The organism is Methylobacterium sp. P5_C11, from assembly GCF_054049775.1.
In genome coordinates this window covers 1-16,774 of the sequence record NZ_JBFULS010000035.1, presented here as the reverse complement: position 1 = coordinate 16,774, position 16,774 = coordinate 1, and the positions used below count along the sequence as shown (strand labels likewise).

19 protein-coding genes and 1 pseudogene are annotated in these 16,774 nt (G+C 72.0%); 13 read left to right on the top strand and 7 right to left on the bottom strand.

All coding sequences use genetic code 11. The features are described from left to right. The 3 genes from ACXJKQ_RS17950 to ACXJKQ_RS17940 form a co-directional block, all read right to left on the bottom strand. Positions 1 to 1,914, bottom strand: coding sequence for a PAS domain S-box protein (locus ACXJKQ_RS17950; RefSeq protein ID WP_457107082.1), 1,914 nt, complete (start codon positions 1,912 to 1,914; stop codon positions 1 to 3). A 105-nt stretch (positions 1,915 to 2,019) separates the two neighbouring features. Further along, positions 2,020 to 3,111 (bottom strand): alkene reductase, encoded by a 1,092-nt coding sequence (locus tag ACXJKQ_RS17945; RefSeq protein ID WP_457107081.1) that lies wholly within the window; start codon positions 3,109 to 3,111, stop codon positions 2,020 to 2,022. A 193-nt stretch (positions 3,112 to 3,304) separates the two neighbouring features. Further along, positions 3,305 to 5,449 carry a sodium-translocating pyrophosphatase gene (locus ACXJKQ_RS17940; protein ID WP_457107080.1) on the bottom strand — a complete coding sequence of 715 codons (2,145 nt, stop codon included), beginning with the start codon at positions 5,447 to 5,449 and terminating at the stop codon, positions 3,305 to 3,307. 341 nt (positions 5,450 to 5,790) lie between these two features. Here ACXJKQ_RS17940 and ACXJKQ_RS17935 point away from each other — a divergent pair, with 341 nt between their 5' ends. Next, complete coding sequence (locus ACXJKQ_RS17935) at positions 5,791 to 6,177, top strand: hypothetical protein (RefSeq protein WP_457107079.1); 387 nt, start codon at positions 5,791 to 5,793, stop codon at positions 6,175 to 6,177. Here the strand turns inward: ACXJKQ_RS17935 and thiL are convergent. The 4 genes from thiL to ACXJKQ_RS17915 form a co-directional block, all read right to left on the bottom strand. Continuing rightward, positions 6,097 to 7,092 (bottom strand): thiamine-phosphate kinase, encoded by a 996-nt coding sequence (gene thiL, locus ACXJKQ_RS17930; protein WP_457107078.1) that lies wholly within the window; start codon positions 7,090 to 7,092, stop codon positions 6,097 to 6,099. The genes ACXJKQ_RS17935 and thiL overlap by 81 nt on opposite strands. Positions 7,093 to 7,095: 3 nt before the next feature. Then, positions 7,096 to 7,689, bottom strand: a complete 594-nt coding sequence (nusB, locus tag ACXJKQ_RS17925; RefSeq protein ID WP_457107077.1) for a transcription antitermination factor NusB — start codon at positions 7,687 to 7,689, stop codon at positions 7,096 to 7,098. A gap of 11 nt (positions 7,690 to 7,700) precedes the next feature. Then, positions 7,701 to 8,195, bottom strand: coding sequence for a 6,7-dimethyl-8-ribityllumazine synthase (gene ribH, locus ACXJKQ_RS17920; RefSeq protein WP_457107076.1), 495 nt, complete (start codon positions 8,193 to 8,195; stop codon positions 7,701 to 7,703). Between the two features lie 290 nt (positions 8,196 to 8,485). Beyond that, entirely contained in the window at positions 8,486 to 9,067 is a 582-nt protein-coding gene (locus ACXJKQ_RS17915) for a carboxymuconolactone decarboxylase family protein (RefSeq protein WP_457107075.1), read from the bottom strand. A 174-nt stretch (positions 9,068 to 9,241) separates the two neighbouring features. Here ACXJKQ_RS17915 and ACXJKQ_RS17910 point away from each other — a divergent pair, with 174 nt between their 5' ends. The 12 genes and pseudogenes from ACXJKQ_RS17910 to ACXJKQ_RS17855 form a co-directional block, all read left to right on the top strand. Continuing rightward, the gene (locus ACXJKQ_RS17910) at positions 9,242 to 9,964 is read left to right on the top strand and encodes an SDR family NAD(P)-dependent oxidoreductase (RefSeq protein ID WP_457107122.1); all 723 of its coding nucleotides are present in this window, start codon (positions 9,242 to 9,244) and stop codon (positions 9,962 to 9,964) included. Next, positions 9,961 to 11,118: a hypothetical protein gene (locus ACXJKQ_RS17905; RefSeq protein ID WP_457107074.1), complete on the top strand. Its 1,158-nt coding sequence runs from the start codon at positions 9,961 to 9,963 to the stop codon at positions 11,116 to 11,118. The genes ACXJKQ_RS17910 and ACXJKQ_RS17905 overlap by 4 nt, the downstream gene beginning before the upstream one ends. Beyond that, positions 11,115 to 11,627 carry an NUDIX hydrolase gene (locus tag ACXJKQ_RS17900; RefSeq protein WP_457107073.1) on the top strand — a complete coding sequence of 171 codons (513 nt, stop codon included), beginning with the start codon at positions 11,115 to 11,117 and terminating at the stop codon, positions 11,625 to 11,627. Before ACXJKQ_RS17905 ends, ACXJKQ_RS17900 begins: the two co-directional genes overlap by 4 nt. Then, positions 11,624 to 12,085, top strand: a complete 462-nt coding sequence (locus ACXJKQ_RS17895) for a TIGR02301 family protein (protein WP_457107072.1) — start codon at positions 11,624 to 11,626, stop codon at positions 12,083 to 12,085. Before ACXJKQ_RS17900 ends, ACXJKQ_RS17895 begins: the two co-directional genes overlap by 4 nt. 159 nt (positions 12,086 to 12,244) lie before the next feature. Then, a complete protein-coding gene (locus ACXJKQ_RS17890) occupies positions 12,245 to 12,499 on the top strand; it encodes a hypothetical protein (RefSeq protein ID WP_331289477.1) in 255 nt (84 codons plus the stop codon). A 101-nt stretch (positions 12,500 to 12,600) separates the two neighbouring features. Beyond that, on the top strand, positions 12,601 to 13,455 hold the full coding sequence (gene ygfZ / locus ACXJKQ_RS17885) for a CAF17-like 4Fe-4S cluster assembly/insertion protein YgfZ (RefSeq protein WP_457107071.1): 855 nt from the start codon (positions 12,601 to 12,603) through the stop codon (positions 13,453 to 13,455). A 216-nt stretch (positions 13,456 to 13,671) separates the two neighbouring features. Further along, positions 13,672 to 14,046: a VOC family protein gene (locus ACXJKQ_RS17880; RefSeq protein WP_457107070.1), complete on the top strand. Its 375-nt coding sequence runs from the start codon at positions 13,672 to 13,674 to the stop codon at positions 14,044 to 14,046. A gap of 155 nt (positions 14,047 to 14,201) precedes the next feature. Beyond that, positions 14,202 to 14,816: a DNA-3-methyladenine glycosylase I gene (locus ACXJKQ_RS17875; protein WP_457107121.1), complete on the top strand. Its 615-nt coding sequence runs from the start codon at positions 14,202 to 14,204 to the stop codon at positions 14,814 to 14,816. Between the two features lie 26 nt (positions 14,817 to 14,842). Next, positions 14,843 to 15,403, top strand: coding sequence for a hydrolase (locus ACXJKQ_RS17870; RefSeq protein ID WP_457107120.1), 561 nt, complete (start codon positions 14,843 to 14,845; stop codon positions 15,401 to 15,403). A 50-nt stretch (positions 15,404 to 15,453) separates the two neighbouring features. Beyond that, the gene (locus ACXJKQ_RS17865; protein ID WP_457107069.1) at positions 15,454 to 15,966 is read left to right on the top strand and encodes a tyrosine phosphatase family protein; all 513 of its coding nucleotides are present in this window, start codon (positions 15,454 to 15,456) and stop codon (positions 15,964 to 15,966) included. Positions 15,967 to 16,144: 178 nt separating this feature from the next. Further along, entirely contained in the window at positions 16,145 to 16,405 is a 261-nt protein-coding gene (locus ACXJKQ_RS17860; protein ID WP_012320922.1) for an exodeoxyribonuclease VII small subunit, read from the top strand. Positions 16,406 to 16,448: 43 nt separating this feature from the next. After that, positions 16,449 to 16,739: pseudogene (locus ACXJKQ_RS17855) on the top strand (1-deoxy-D-xylulose-5-phosphate synthase N-terminal domain-containing protein); the annotation flags it as partial. Positions 16,740 to 16,774: the final 35 nt, after the last annotated feature.

Genomic DNA, 16,774 nt, shown 5'->3' with positions numbered 1-16,774 from the left:
TCAGGTCCGCAGGTTCTCGAGCGGGACGCTGAGCCGCATCAGGAGACCGCCGGGCGCCCAGTCGTGCTCCAGCTCGCCGTCGAGCTGGCCGGCGACGCTGCGTTCGGCCAGCACGGTGCCGAACCCCTTCCGGGAGGGCGCGCCGGCGACCGGAGGGCCGCCGGCCTCGCGCCACGTCAGCGTGTAGCGGCCCGCCTCGCGGAAGCCGCTCAGCAGGACCTCGCCCTCCCGTGTCGAGAGACCGCCATACTTCACCGCGTTGGTGGCCTGCTCGTGCATGATCAGCGCGAGGGCGGTGGCGGTGCGCTCGCCGATCTCGGCATCGTCCCCGGTGATCAGCACGCGCGCCCGCCCGTTCTGCTCGTAGGCGGCCATGATCAGGCGCATCAGCCCGAGCACCGATTGGCCGGCGACCGGCGGGGCGCTGTCGGGGGAATGGGGACGGACATACTCGTGAGCCCGCGCCAGGGCGCCCAGCCGCTCGCGGAACGCGGCCACGAACGGCTTGGCCGTGGGATCGCTCCGGGCGGTCAGCGCGGCGAGGCCGCCGACCACCGCGAAGATGTTCTTGATCCGGTGCGACAGCTCGCGGATCAGCAGATCGCGGGCCTCTTCGGCGCGCTTGGTCTCCCGCAGGTCGCGGGTCACGGTGGCGTAGCCCACCTCCGTTCCGGTCGGGTCGCGCACCGGGAAGATGTTGTAGAGCACCGCGACCGGGTCGCCGGTGACGCAGTGCCGGAAGGCGAGCTCGCCCTCCCAGTAACCGTCCCGGCGCACCGCCGGCATGACGGTCTCGGCGAGCACGCGGCGGCTGTCCTCGGTGAAGAGGTCGGGAACCGTCCGCGCGCGCGCGGCGGCGAGGTCCGGCAGCCCGACGAGGGTCATCGCCGCCTCGTTGAGATGCGTGATCTCACCGTCGAGGGTGCAGAGCCCGATGAAGTCCTTGGAGGTCTCCACGATGGCGGCGAGCTTGCGGGCCTCGGCCTCGGCGCGCTTCAGGTCGTCGATATCCGTGCAGGTCCCGAACCAGCGCTCGATCCGCCCGTCCGCGTCCCGGATCGGCATGGCGCGACCCAGCGTCCAGCGATAAGCACCGCTGTGGTGACGCAGGCGGTACTCGATCTCGTAGGGGGCGCCGGTGGCGAGGCAGTGGCGCCAGCGCGCCCAGGCCCGCTCCTGGTCCTCGGGATGGAACACGTCGTTCCAGCCCTCGCCGTCGGTGGACCCGTACGGCACACCGGTGAACTCGTACCAGCGATCGTTGTAATAGTCGTGGAAGCCGTCCGGCAGCGTCGTCCAGACCATCTGCGGCATCGCTTCGGTCATCACACGGAACCGGCGCTCGCTGGCGGCGATCTCCGCCTCCCGGGCCGCGACCTGCGCGAGGGTCCTCCGGTGCTCCAGCAGGCTCGAAATCTGGCGCGCCAGGGCGAGCAGCGTGGCCGTCTGCTCCGAATCGAGACCATCCGGCCGCGGAGCATGGTCGAGCACGCAGAGGGCACCGAGGGGGATGCCCTGGCCGCCCCGGATCACCGCGCCGGCGTAGAACCGGAACCCCTCGGGCCCGATCACCAGCGGATTCTCGGCGGTCCGCGGATCGGCCGTGAGATCCGGGATGACGAGCATCGCGCCCGCCTCGATCGTGTGGGCGCAGACCGAGCAGTTGATCGGCAGTTCGCGCTTGCCCAATCCGAGTTCCGACTTGAACCACTGCCGCTGGGCATCCACGAGGCTGACCAGCGCGACCGGCGCGCGGCAGACGTAGGCGGCGACCCGCACGAGGTCGTCGTAGAGCGGCTCGGGCTCCGAATCGAGGATCGCGAGGTCGCGCAATTCCGCGATCCGCTCCGCGGCGCTCCAGCGCCCGTCGGCCGGTTCGGAGTCCGCGAGCGCGTGGGGTGCCGGCACATCCATGGTTCGGCTGTCACATAGTCGCGCTGGAGCGTCCTGCCTAGGGATGGCCGCGCATGGCCGCCGCGCCCATCCGTGGCGCGCGGCGGCCGGTGGTGACGGCCGGTCTCAGGCGGCCCGAGACTCCGTCAGGGTCGGGTAGTCGACGTAACCCTCAGGACCCTGGCTGTACCACGTGGCGGCGTTGTCCTTGTTGAGGGGCGCGCCCTTGGCGATCCGCTCGACGAGGTCGGGATTGGCGATGAAGGTCCGTCCGAACGCGATGGCATCGGCCTCGCCGGCATCCAGCATCTTCTGGCCGCTGATACCGTCGTAATCGGCGTTCAGGATCATCGGGTTGCGGAACACGCGCCGCATCGCCGGGGCGATCGGCGGGTGGTCGGCCTTGCCGAAAGTGCCGTTCGGTCCCGGCTCGCGCATTTCCAGGAAGGCGACGCCGACATCGGCGAGGGCCTGGGCGGCGGCCACGAACAGCGGCTCGGGGTTCGAATCGTTGCAGCCCTGGATCGCGCCGTTCGGCGACAGGCGAACGCCGGTGCGCTCGGGTCCGGCGACCTTCGCAACAGTCTCGGTGACCTCGCGCAGCAGCCGCACGCGGTTCTCGATGGAGCCGCCGTACTGGTCGGTGCGGTGGTTGGTGCCGTCGCGCAGGAACTCGTCGATCAGGTAGCCGTTCGCCGCGTGGATCTGCACCCCGTCGAAGCCGGCCGCCAGGGTGTTGGCGGTCGCGCGCTCGTAGTCGGCGAGCAGGCGCGGGATCTCGGCGACCGCGAGGGGGCGCGCCTCCGCGTAGGGCTTCTTGCCGGAATAGGTGTGGGCCTGGTCGGGCGCCGTGGTGGCAGACGCCGCGACCGGCTTCGCGCCGCCGAGGAAGTCCGGATGGACCAGTTGGCCCATGTGCCAGATCTGGCAGACGATCTTGCCGCCCTTGTCGTGGACCGCCTTCACGATCGGCCGCCACGCGTCGACCTGCGCGTCGGACCAGATGCCTGGTGCGTAGGGCCAGCCGAGGCCCTCCTGAGAGATGCCGGTGGCCTCGGTGAGGATCAGGCCGGCGCCGGCGCGCTGGGTGTAATACTCAGCCATGATGGGGGTCGGCACGTGCTCGCGGGTGCCGCGGCCCCGGGTGAGCGGGGCCATGAAGATCCGGTTCTTCGCCTCGATGGCGCCGAGACGGATCGGGTCGAGCAGGGACGGCATGGATTACCTCGTGCTGGCGCGGCGGGGGGAGCCGCATCCGGTTCGTTCCGGCGCCGAGGTGGCGTTGCGACGCGGCGATGCCAAGGTGCGGCGCAGCGGGCCAGACCGGCGCGTGCGGGGGCACACATGGCGAAACGCGAAGGGCCGGCCCCGCTGGGAGACCGGCCCTGTCGGTCGAGTTCGGTCTCCCGGATCAGCTATGCGCCAGCACCGCCAGCAGCAGCAGGGCGATGATGTTGGTGATCTTGATCGCCGGATTCACCGCCGGACCGGCGGTGTCCTTGTAGGGGTCGCCGACCGTGTCGCCGGTCACGGCCGCCTTGTGGGCGTCCGAGCCCTTGCCGCCGTGGTGCCCGTCCTCGATGTACTTCTTGGCGTTGTCCCAGGCGCCGCCGCCGGAGGTCATCGAGATCGCCACGTAGAGGCCCGTCAGGATCACGCCGAGCAGGCTCGCGCCCACGGTGGCGAAGGCCTGGTTCTTCCCGGCGATGAACTGGATCACGAAGAACAGCACCACCGGCGACAGGACCGGCAACAGCGAGGGGACGATCATCTCCTTGATCGCCGCGCGGGTCAGCATGTCGACCGCCCGTCCGTAATCCGGCCGGTCGGTGCCCTGCATGATCCCGGGCTTCTCCCGGAACTGGCGTCGCACCTCCTCGACCACCGCGCCGGCCGCGCGCCCCACCGCCGTCATGGCGATGCCGGCGAACAGGAACGGGATCAGGCCGCCGAGCAGCAGCCCGACCACCACGTAGGGGTTGGACAGGGAGAAATCGACGCTGACGCCCTGGAAGAACCGGTATTGGGTCGGGCTGGCATTGGCGATGAAGTAGTTCAGGTCGGACGTGTAGGCGGCAAACAGCACCAGCGCGCCGAGGCCCGCCGAGCCGATCGCGTAGCCCTTGGTCACCGCCTTGGTGGTGTTGCCGACCGCGTCGAGGGCGTCGGTCGACTTGCGCACCTCGGAGGGCAGGCCCGCCATCTCGGCGATGCCGCCGGCATTGTCGGTGACGGGTCCGAAGGCGTCGAGCGCCACGATGAAGCCCGCCAGCGCCAGCATGGCGGTGACGGCGATGGCGATTCCGAACAGGCCGGCGAGCGCGTAGGTGCTGATGATGCCCGCCACGATCACGATGGCCGGGAGCGCGGTCGATTCCAGCGAGATCGCGAGTCCCTGGATCACGTTGGTGCCGTGGCCGGTCACCGAGGCGTCGGCGATCGACTTCACCGGGCGGAAATTGGTGCCCGTGTAGTACTCGGTGATCACGACGATCAGCGCCGTGATGGCGAGCCCGATCACCGCGCAGCCGAACAGCCCGCCCGACGTGAAGGTCACGCCGGTCGAGGTGGTGAAGCTCGTCGAGAAGCCGCCGAGCAGGGTCAGGTTGACCGCCGCGATCGCCGCGATCGACAGCACGCCGGCGGCGATCAGGCCCTTGTAGAGGGCGCCCATGATCGACTGGTTGGCGCCCAGCCGCACCGCGTAGGTGCCGGCGATGGAGGTGAGGATGCAGGCCGACCCGATGGCCAGCGGGTACAGCATCATCGGCTCCAACACGTCCCGTCCGCTCCCGGTGGGACCGGAGAAGAAGATCGCGGCCAGCACCATCGTGGCAACGACCGTCACCGCGTAGGTCTCAAACAGGTCGGCCGCCATGCCGGCGCAGTCGCCGACATTGTCGCCGACGTTGTCGGCGATGGTGGCGGGGTTGCGCGGATCGTCCTCCGGGATGCCGGCCTCGACCTTGCCGACGAGGTCGCCGCCGACATCCGCGCCCTTGGTGAAGATGCCGCCGCCGAGACGGGCGAAGATCGAGATCAGCGAGGCACCGAAGCCGAGGGCCACGAGCGCGTCGATCACCTCGCGGCTCGAGGGATCGAGATGGGCGCCGCGGGTGAGGAACAGGTAGTAGAGGGCCACGCCCAGCAGCGCGAGGCCGGCCACCAGCATGCCGGTGACCGCCCCCGATTTGAAGGCGACGTCGAGGCCGCCGCCCAGCGAGGTCGAGGCGGCCTGGGCTGTGCGGACGTTGGCCCGGACCGACACGTTCATGCCGATGAAGCCCGCCGCGCCCGACAGCACGGCGCCGATCAGGAAGCCGACGGCGACCTTGAGGCCGAGGAACACGGCGAGCAGCACGAACAGGACCACGCCGACGATGCCGATGGTCGTGTATTGCCGCCGGAGGTAGGCCTGCGCGCCCTCCGCGATGGCGGCGGCGATCTCCTGCATGCGTTGCGTACCGGCGTCGCGTCGCATCACGTCGAGGATCGTGACGATGCCGTAGGCGACGGCGCAGAGCCCGCCCACGTTGATCAGAACCAAGGGAATCATTCGACCGTCCTTGTTATTATCGTGCCTGGCGTGGGCTTGTGATTGTCGAGCTTGACCGCCGGACGACGGCCATGGGACGCGGCGCTCGGTTTCGGGCTTTCCTTCCCAGAACAAGACCTTGATAGCCAAACTTCGCCGGTGAGCGCAAACGGCGTGTTCGGGTTCGGGGCGGCCGTCGTTCCGGACACGGCAGCGCCCGCTCGCGGCAATCGTGCACTATGATGCATTTAACCGGACCCGGTAGCGCCGGCCCGGTCGCCCCACCGGGCGCCGCCGACGGCTTAACCAGCCATTAACCATGAGGAATTCTATTTTTAGCTGTACTCGGACGGAGTCTCGTCATGAGCAGCAACCAAGCCGCCAAGGTGGCGGCCACCCTTGAGCTCTTGACCGGCGCCGTCGGATTCCTGATGGCCGAGCGCGTCGCGGCGCAGCCGGCGGCCATCCGGGACGACCTGCTGAACGGCCTGCAGTGCGCCTTGTCCCAGACGCCCGGCGACCGGCGCAATCCGCCGGCCGGCTCGGCACGGATGGACGCCGACCGGAACCGCGGGATCCCGGTCGTCGCCGCCGGGATGATCGACGAGGTCCGGCGCCAGATCGGCCTTCCGGGAAGCTCCGCCTTACGGTGCGGGCGGCGCCACGCCTCAGAAGTGGCTGAAGGCCCCGGCCGCGAACACGCGCTCGGCGCCATCGCGCATTTCGAAGCGCGGCGGGCCGTCGCCTGAAGTGATGGTGCCGATGGCGGCGACGGCGATCCCGGCCTTGGCCGCCTCCGTCGCGAAGACCGCGAGGTTTTCCGGGGCGACGGTGCAGAGGATCTCGTAATCGTCGCCGCCGGTCAGGACGGTGTCGATCAGCGCGGGATCGGCCGCGCAGGCGCGCCGGGCGGCCTCCGAGAGCGGCACCGACGCCGCCGTGATCCGGGCGCCGCGGCCCGCACCCAGCATCTTGGCGAGGTCGCCCGCGAGGCCGTCGGAGACGTCCATCGCCGCCGAGGCGTGGCGACGGACCGCGCCCGCAACGGCGAGGCGCGGGCGCGGATGCAGGTAGCGGTCGGCGAGCAGGGCACGCTGGGCCGGATCGAGGCCGGCGACCCAGGGGGAGTCCGGCCCCAGCCGCAGCCGCAAGCCCAGCGCCGCGTCGCCGATGGTGCCAGTGACGCAGATCCGGTCGCCGACCCGGGCGGTGGTCCGCCGCACGATGGCGCCGGTCGGCACCTCGCCGATCAGGGTCACGCCGATCAGGGCCGGACCGCCGGACCGCACCGTGTCGCCGCCGAGGAGCGGGCAGCCGGCGGCCGCTGCGGCCTCGCCGAGCCCGGCCGCGAAGCCGGCGAGCCAGGCCTCCGTCCAGTCGTCGGGGAGCGCGAGGGTCAGCAGGAATCCTCGCGGGACCGCGCCCTTGGCGGCGATGTCGGAGAGGTTCACGCCGAGGGCCTTGCGGGCGATCGAGGCCGGCGGGTCGTCGGGGAAGTAGTGGATCCCGGCCACCACGGCGTCGGCGGTGAGCACGAGGTCGTGGCCCGGCGCGGGCGTCAGGGTGGCGGCGTCGTCGCGGAGCCCGTCGGCGCCCGGCCCGGCGAGCGGCGCGAAGTAGCGGGCGATCAGCCCCTCCTCGGAGGCGCGGCCCGGCCCGGCCACGGCTCAGGCCTTCTTGGCAGGGGGATTCGCGGGGCCGGACTTGCCGGACAGCGGCTTCGAGGAGCCCGGCTTGCCGGAGGTCTTGGCGGCCCCGACCTCGCCCGGCCGGACCTCCCGGGCGAGCCGGTCGAGCACGGCGTTGACGAGCCCCGGCTCGTCGGCCGTGTAGAAGCTGTGGGCCACGTCGACATATTCCGAGATCGCCGCGGCGACCGGGACGTCGCGGCGGAACATCAGCTCGTAGGCGCCCGCCCGCAGGATCGCCCGCAGGACGATCTCGATGCGCCGCAGCGGCCAGCCCTGGGCGAGGGCCTGATCGAGCTTCGTGTCGATCGCCCGCTGCTCCTCGACCGTACCGCGCAGCAGGTCGCGGAAGAAGGCGGTCTCGGCCGGGGGATGGACGATCCCGTCGATCTCCCGGCCGATCCAGAAGGCCTCGAACTCGGCAAGGGCGTCGAGGACGCCCTTGCCGGAAATGTCCATCTCGTAGAGCGCCTGCACAACGGCGAGGCGGGCGCCGGTGCGCGGGCTGATCTTGGCGGTCGCGCCGGCGGGCTCGGTGGCGGCTTCGGGCTGGGGGTCGGTGGTCCCGGTCATCTGGATATCCGTCATCGCGGGCGGGCGGACTCGGCGGACCGCTTCAGGGCGAGCACGGCGAGCGCCGCCTCGGCCGCGCCGCCGCCCTTGTTCATCTCGGCGACCCGGGCACGGGCGAGCGCCTGCGCCTCGGTCTCGACCGTGAGGATGCCGTTGCCCAGGGGCACGCGGCGCTGCACCGACAGGTCCATGAGCGCCCGGGCGCTCTCGCCGGCCACGATGTCGTAATGGCCGGTCTCGCCGCGGATCACGCAGCCCAGGGCCACCACGGCGTCGTAGGAGCCCGCGTCGAGCAGGATCGCCGCCGCGGCGGGGATCTCCAGGGCGCCCGGCACCGTCACCACGGTGGCCCGCGCGGAGGCCGCCTCGATCGCCGCCAGGGCGCCGGCGAGGAGTTCGTCGGCGAGGGCGTCGTAGTAGCGCGCCTCGATGACGAGGATCCGGGCGCCGGCCAACGCCGGGTCGGTGGGCTTGGGCGCCGAATCGGCGCGGGTATGGGCGACCATGGCTCTCGTCCGGCCGGGTATTCGGGGGTTGGCAGGCGGCGCATCGGGCGCCCGCTTCGGGGAGGACGGTTAGACCGAAGCGGCCGGCGCCACAAGCGGCGCGGGCGTGCGGTTCAAGGGGGGCCGCCCCGCGTCGCGTGCCGTGCCGGGTTCCGGATCGCCGTCGGCCGGCGCCGCCCGCCTCCCGGACAGGGCGTCGTGTCACCGACATTCCCTGTCCCGGGATCGCGCGCCAACGGGTGCCTGGCCGGGGGCCGGCGCGGGAGGCGGTCCGGGCGCTTCGCGAAAACCTACCGCACCAACGGCGGCAGCGGCGACGGTGTCCCCTCCGGCAGGGCCGTGCGGGCGACGTTCATGGTCATGGCGAGCAGCGCGTAGTAGCCGTTGATGCCGGCGAGATCGATGGCCCCCTGCTCCCCGAATCGCGCCACCAGGGCCGCATAGGTCGGGTCGCTCACAGCCCGGTTGTGCGTCAGCTCGGTCGAGAACGCGTAGGCCAGCGCCTCGTTGGCGCTCATCGTGTCGGGGCGGCGCCCCTCGGCCAGCGCCTGCGCGGTTTCGGGCGCGACGCCGGCCTTCAGGGCGATCGGGTGATGGATGTGCCACTCGACCGGCTGGCTCCACGCCCGCGCGACGATGAGGATCGCGAACTCGCTGATCCGCAGCGGCAGGACGCTGCCGTAGCGCAGGTAGAGCCCCATCCGGCTCGCGCAGAGCATCAGCTCCGGGCTGCGCAGCAGCGGCACGAACGGTCCGAAGACCGGAACGCCGCGCTCGGCCTGGAAGGCCGCCGCGGCCGCGGCCTGCGCCTCGGAAAGGCTGTCGGCCGGAATTTCCGGCATGCGCTCCGCGCTGGCCTGCTCACCGCCCATGTGTTTCCACTCCCCAGCGTCGTCCCCGGCACGCGGCGTGCTCTGGATTTCCGGTGCCCGTGCGCCTAGACCGTTGTGGCTCACCGGCACGCTCCGCGCCCGACCGGGCCGCACTTTCCAACGCCAGCGAGGCTTACGGCTTTGGCCCTCCCCGTCAACGAACGCCGGCGCATCATGCTGCTCACGGGCGCGAGCCGGGGCATCGGTCACGCCACCGTCAAGCGCTTCTCGGCCGCGGGCTGGCGGGTGATCACCTGCTCGCGCCACGCCTTCCCGGAGAACTGTCCCTGGGAAATGGGTCCCGAGGACCACCTGCAGGTCGATCTCGCGGACGCGCAGGACACGATCCGCGCCGTCGAGGAGGTCCGGGGCCGGCTCGCCGCCGAGGGCGGGGTCCTGCACGCGCTCGTCAACAATGCCGGCATCTCGCCGAAGGGACCGGACGGCGAGCGCCTCGGCGCCCTGGCCACGGAGTTCGACGCGTGGCAGCGGGTGTTCCAGGTCAACCTCTTCGCCACGATCCTTCTGGCCCGCGGCCTGCGCGACGAGCTCGCCCGGGCCAAGGGCTCGATCGTCAACGTGACCTCGATCGCGGGATCGCGCGTCCACCCCTTCGCGGGCGCCGCCTACGGCACCTCCAAGGCCGCCCTCGCCGGCCTGACCCGCGAGATGGCCGCCGATTTCGGGCCGCTGGGCGTGCGGGTGAACGCGATCTCCCCCGGCGAGATCGACACCTCCATCCTGTCGCCGGGCACCGAGAAGCTCGTGGAGCAGATCCCGCAGCGCCGGCTCGGCACCCCGGACGAGGTCGCCAAGGCGATCTACTTCCTGTGCACCGACGCCTCGTCCTACGTGAACGGGGCCGAACTCCACATCAACGGCGGCCAGCACGTTTGACCAGACCGCGTGCCGCCTCGGTCGCGACGGCCACGGCCCGGCATCCGGTGCCGGACCGGCGCCGTCTCGGGATCCTGCTGGGCTTGGTGCTGTGCTTGGCACCGGTGGCGCACGCGCGGGCGGAGCCCGGGATCCGGATCCTCGACCTGCCCTTCAAGGTGCGGGCGCTGCGCGGCTCCCGCAGCGAGGCTGCGGTCTCGGTGGCGACCTCCGGGCTCCTGCCGATCACAGGCGCGAAGATCGGTCGGCAGGCCGGCGACGAGGAGAGCGCGCCGATCGCCGTGGTCTGGGGCGACGAGGGCGGTGCCGTGCTGGCCCTCGCGGAGGGCCGCGTCACCGTCCGGCCGATCGGGCCGGAGGCGGTGGAGGGACTGACCGCGGCCGAGACGCCCCGCGGCGCCCTGCCGGGCTCGCGCCGGGCTCTCTCAGGCCCCTTGAGCGCCTATCTCACCGGGCGCACCCGCGCCCCCGACGGCGGCGCGGCCGCGGCCGTCCTGACCATCCGCGAGCGCCAGCCGATGGCGGTCAGCACCGATCCGAAGCCCGTCCCGGTAACGACCGTGACGGTGCCGGCGGGAGGCGAGGCGGTCTTCGCGCCCCTGCGGCCGCGCCTGCTGCGCCTCGCGGGTCGTCCGGCGCTCCTGGCGGCCACGCTGTCCGGTACGGAGGCCGGCGGCCTCGTGCTGATCGACCGGCCCACGGACGATCCCGGCACGCCCTGGTCGGTCACGGCCCGCACGCCGCCCCAGCCCGGCCCACCCCTGAAGATCGCGGGCATCGCCGATTTCTCCGGGTCGGGAGACCTCCAGGCCGCGACGGTCAGCGGCCGCGGCAGACTGCAACTCTGGACGCTGCACCCCGACAGGATCGAGCCTGCCGGCGAGGCCGCAGGCTACGCCGCCGGCGAGGGCGACTCGGATCTCGCCGTCGCGGTCGCCTGGGGCGGCCCCGAACTCGTGCTCCCGGTGGCGGGTCGCCCCGAGATCGCCGTCGTGGCGGCCAAGGGCGGCCTGCACGAGCGGTTGCGCGTGACGCTCCCGGCCCCCGCCGAGACCGGCATCGTGGTGCTCGGCGAGGGCGCGACGGAACGGCTCCTCGTCGGCCTCGCCGACGGGCGGGTGGCCGTGGTCGCCCCCGATGGGGGCACGCCGTGACCGCGGCGGCGTCGGACGCCGACGGCCGCCTGTTCCCGGCCCGGCCCTTCGTGGGTGCATCGATCGCGGTGATCCGGGACGACTGCGTCCTGCTGGCGGCGCGGGCCAACGAGCCGATGCGCGGCGTCTGGACGCTGCCGGGCGGTCTCGTGGAGGCGGGCGAGTCCTTGGCCGCGGCGGCCCTGCGCGAATTGTCCGAGGAGGTCGGCCTGACCGCCGACGTGGTCGGCGTGCTCGCACCCACCGAGATCATCGTCCGGGACGAGGCCGGCCGCGCCCGTCATCACTACGTCGTCCACCCGCATGCCGCCCTCTGGCACGGCGGCGAGCCCGTGGCCGGCCCCGAGGCCCTCGGAACCCGATGGGCCACGCTGGCGGAGGTCGCCGTCCTTCCGACCACGCCCGGACTGGTCGAAACCCTGCGCGAGGCCTTCGCGCGGGTGGAGGCGCACGGGGCGGCACGGGGAGAGGATCGCGTGCCCATGCGGGGCGGGGAGGCGACGGCGTGAGGCGCCCGGGGACGGTCCTGTGCCTGCTGGCGATCCTGTCCGGGCCGGTCTGCGCGCCGGCCCTGGCGCAGCAGCGGTCGGGGCGCGCCGCCACGCCCGCCGCCAAGGAAACGCCGAAGGAAACCTCCAAGGAGGCGAACACCGCCGCGGACGTGCCCGCGCCCTACGATCGCGACCTGATGCGCATGTCGGAGATCATCGGAGCCCTGGCCTTCCTGCGCGGCCTGTGCGGCGCCCCCGATGCCGCGGACTGGCCGGCCCGCATGAAGGCGCTGATCGAATCCGAGGGCGTGACGCCCGTCCGCCGCGACCGTCTGGCCGGCGCCTACAACCGCGGCTATCGCGGCTACGCGCTGACCTATCGGGTCTGCACCCCGGCCGCCCACGAGGCGGCCGCCCGGTACGTCGCCGAGGGCGACCGGCTGTCGCATGCCCTGGCCGGCCGTTTCGGAGGGTGATGCAGGCGCGACACACCTGTCGGGGATGCCGGGGAAGCGTCGTATTTGAGCGCCCGCGTTAACCGATCCGAAATTCCCGGCTGGCCGAGGCGCCGGGACCCGCCTATCATCCGTTGTGTCCGCCGGGTCTTGTGCCCGGCGCAATGGAAGTATCGGGCCATGCAGCACATCTCTCACACCGCCCCCGTCGAGGTCGATGTCGAGGAGAAACGCGTCGCGCTGAGTTACGTCTCGGAAGCGTTCGCGGAAGGCTGCCTCGATGGACTTGACGGTGACTGCATGGCCCAGGCCGCCCTGTTCGCGGCTTTTCAGGAACTCGTGACCACGTACGGTGAGGAAGCGACGGCCCGTTACGCGGAAGGATTCCCGGAGCGCATCCGCGGGGGCGCCTTCACCACGACCCTCCAGCATTGAGCGCGTGAACGCGGACGGTTGAGACGCGGGCGGCCAGCGACTACGTCCCGGGCACGCGGTTCGGTCCACCGGACCATCCGCCGCCCGAGGAACACCCGCTTATGCCCGTCGCCCTGCTGCCGGACCGCGCCCTGGTCACCGTCACCGGACCGGACGCCACGACGCTGCTCCAGGGCGTCCTGACCTGCAACGTCGAGACGCTCCAGCCCGGCGAGGCACGCCTCGGCGCCCTGCTGAGCCCCCAGGGCAAAATCCTGTTCGACTTCCTGGTCTCGCGGATCCCGGACGGATTCCGGCTCGACGTGCGCGCCGACCGGGCGGCCGACCTCGCCAAGCGCCTCACCCTCTACCGGCTGCGCGCGCAGGCGACGATCGCCGCCGACCCGACCGTGGCGGTGGCAGCCGCCTGGGCTGGCGCCGTGCCGCCCGCCGCCGAGGCCCTGGCCGATTCCCGGCAGGTCGATCTCGGCGCCCGCCTGTACGCCGCCGAGGGCGCCTTCTCGGCCGACGGCGACGCGGCCGGCTATCATGCCCACCGCATCGCCCTCGGGGTGCCGGAGGGCGGGCGCGACTACGCCTTCGGCGACGCGTTCCCGCACGAGGCGCTGATGGACCAGCTCGGCGGCGTCGATTTCCGGAAGGGCTGTTATGTCGGCCAGGAGGTGGTCTCGCGCATGCAGCACCGGGGCACCGCCCGGACCCGGATCCTGGCCGCCGCCTACGCGGATGCCGCGCCCGCGCCTGGAACCGAGATCACGGCCGGCGGCAAGGTGATCGGTACCACGGGCAGCGCGGCGGGGTCGCGCGGCCTCGCCACGGTCCGCCTCGACCGCCTCGGCGACGCGCTGGCGGCCGGAGAGACGCCGCGGGCGGGCGATCAACCCGTGACGCTGGAACGGCCCGGCTGCGCGAGCTTCGCGATGCCGGACGCAGCGGCGGCGCGTGCGGCAGACTGAGTTCGGATCGCGCCGCGTCCTGCGGCGTATCCACCCCGGCGGGCTCAATGGGTTGGGGCACTCGGGAAGGCTCTCCCAACATCCGAGACCGACCGGTTCGCCCGGCGCGCGTACGGTCGACCGGGCGCGCACCGGGCGAAGCGAAGGCGGGTTCGGCCGCTCGTCCGAGCGCGCGATCGTGGCCGTCCCTTCACCCCCTCGTTCCGGAGAGGAAGCATGTTCACCCACGTCATGATCGGCAGCAACGACCTGGAGCGCGCCCGGGATTTCTACGACGCCACCTTCGCCGCGTTGGGTGGCAGGCCCGGCAAGATGGATGCGAGAGGCAGGCTGATCTACACGCACGAGGGCGGTCGGCTGATGATCACGACGCCGATCGACGGCAAGCCCGCGACCGCGGCCAACGGCGGGACGATCGGGATCGCCGCAGCGAGCCGAGACCACGTCCTGGCGTGGCACGCGGCCGGGACCGCGCATGGCGGCACCGCGATCGAGAGCCCGCCCGCCGAGCGTCCCAACGGGTCTTTCGTCGCCTATCTTCGCGATCCGGATGGGAACAAGCTTACCGCACGGTCCAAGGCGACGGCGTAACGCGAGCGGCACCGGCCGCCGCGGAATTCCTCCTCCACGCCTCGGGGGGAGCCTCGGCGAGCGGACGTACTGAGCGACCGCCGGCTCGCGGCGTCTGTCGCGATGACGGCCTTCGACCGATGGCGTTCCGCTCCTGTTCTCGTTACACCGTGCAGATGTCCGAGACCGGCCTGATCGATCACTCCGATGGCTGCCCGCGTTGCTGGTGGGCTGGCCTCGACCCGCTCTACGTCGCCTATCACGACACCGAATGGGGCGTTCCCGAGCATGACGGCCGCGCCCTCTACGAGAAGCTGATCCTCGACGGCTTCCAGGCCGGCCTGTCCTGGATCACCATCCTGCGCCGGCGCGAGGGCTTTCGCGACGCCTTCGCGGGCTTCGATCCGGAGCGGATCGCGCGCTTCACCGAGGACGACGTGGCCAGGCTGATGGGCGACGCCCGCATCATCCGGAACCGCGCCAAGATCCAGGGGACCGTTGCGGGCGCGCGGGCATGGCTGCGGATCGAGGAGCGGGGTCCCGGCTTCTCGCGCTTCCTTTGGGATTTCGTCGACGGCCGGCCGATCCAGGGCACCGCCCGAACCCGTGCGGAGATCGCCACCGAGACGCCTGTCTCCCGGGCGATCGGCAAGGCCCTGAAGGCGGAGGGGTTCTCCTTCTGCGGGCCGACCATCGTGCACGCCTTCATGCAGGCGGTCGGCATGGTCAACGACCACCTCGTCGGCTGCCACCGGCACGGACCCTGCGCCGAACACGGACGATCCCGGTGAGCGAGGCGCCCCGCGCCTGGCAGCGCATGCTCTCCGGCCGGCGCCTCGACCTCCTCGACCCGGCGCCCGGTGACATCGAGATCGCCGACATCGCCCACGGCCTCGCCCGGGTCGCCCGCTGGAACGGCCAGACCCACGGGCCGCACGTCTTCTCGGTCGCCCAGCACAGCCTGCTGGTCGAGGCGGTGGGCCGCCACCTCGACGTCGCCTGCACCGATTCCGAGGGGCTGGAGCTGCTGCTGCACGACGCACCGGAATACGTGGTCGGCGACATCGTCTCGCCGCTGAAGGTCGCCATCGGGGATGCCTATCGCGGCATCGAACTGCGCCTGCTGGCCGCGGTCCGCCGCCGCTTCGGCCTGGCCGCCCCGACGCCGGCGCTCGCCCGCCTCGTGAAGCGGGCCGACCGGATCGCCGCCCACGTGGAGGCCATCCGCCTCGCCGGGTTCGCGCAGGACGAGGCCGAGCGCTATTTCGGCTCTTCGATCGTCCTGCCCGAACCGGTCCTGGCCCTCGCCGAGCCGTGGCCGACCGCCGAGGCCGGGATGCGGTTCCTCGCGCGGTTTCGCGCGCTGTGCCCGGACTGACGAACTCCGCCCTCGATCCGTCACGATCACAGGTCACTGGCGCGCCCACCATGCCCAGCCTCCACGTCTGCCCGCTCTCGCGCCTGCCCGAGACCGTCGCCGCCACCGGCGCGAGCCACGTGCTCACGCTCATCAATGTCGGCACGCCGCTGGAGCGGCCGGCCGTGATCGACGCCGGGAACCACGCGGTTATCGGGGTCAGCGACATCGCGAGCGCGCGGGACGGCCATGTTTTGCCAGCTGAAGAACATGTGGCCCGCATGCTCGACTTCATCCGCGCCTGGCCGCGGGAGAAGCCTCTCGTGATTCACTGCTACGCCGGGATCAGCCGCTCCACCGCGGCGGCCTACATCGCGGCCTGCGCGCTGGCGCCGGAGCGGGATGAGGCGACCATCGCTGACGCGCTGCGGGCCGCCTCGCCCTCGGCGACCCCCAACCCCCTCTTCGTAGCCATCGCCGACCGCATGCTCGGACGCGACGGCCGCATGGTCGCGGCGATCGCGCGCATCGGCCGCGGCGCCGACGCGTTCGAAGGCACGCCGTTCAGCTTGGCGCTCGCATGAACGGTCCCGGAGCCGACGGCGTTACGGGGGTGCCCGCATTCCGCGACCTGCGGCCGAGTGTGGCGCAAACGCCGCCGCCCGGCGCCAAAACGATGCGGATCCGGCCGGCCGGGCGGGCTCCCGGGTTGTGGGCACCGGGTTTCGCGCCGTACAACCACCCCCAAAGGAAGTATCTGGGATGAGTGCGAGCAGACCCGAGGTGGCCCCCGCCGCCGGCGACCTGCCCTTCGAGAAGGCGCTGGAACAGCTCGAGGAAATCGTCCGCCGGCTCGAGCGCGGCGACGTGCCGCTCGACGAGTCGGTGGCGATCTACGAGCGCGGCGAGGTGCTGAAGAAGCATTGCGAGGCGCTCCTCAAGCGGGCCGAGGCGCGGATCCAGCGGATCACGCTGGGCTCCGACGGGCGCCCCGAGGGCGTTGCCCCACTCGACATGTCCTGAGGCTCGGCGATCAAACCGATCCCATCCGTTAGAGGTTGATGCCGTGGCAATTACCCCCGAGCAGAGTGCGCTTCTCGATCGTGTCCCGAATCCGGCGGCGTTGCGGCGTTTGCCGGAGTCGGATCTTCCGGCGGTTGCGGAGGCGGTCCGGGCCGAGATGATCGACGCGGTGTCGATCACCGGCGGCCATCTGGGCTCGGGTCTCGGGGTGGTCGAGCTGACGGTTGCGCTGCACCACGTGTTCGACACGCCCGACGACCGGATCGTCTGGGACGTCGGCCACCAGTGCTACCCGCACAAGATCCCGTCTGGGAGGCGCGACCGGATCGCTACCCGCACAAGATCCTGACCGAGCGGCGCGACCGGATC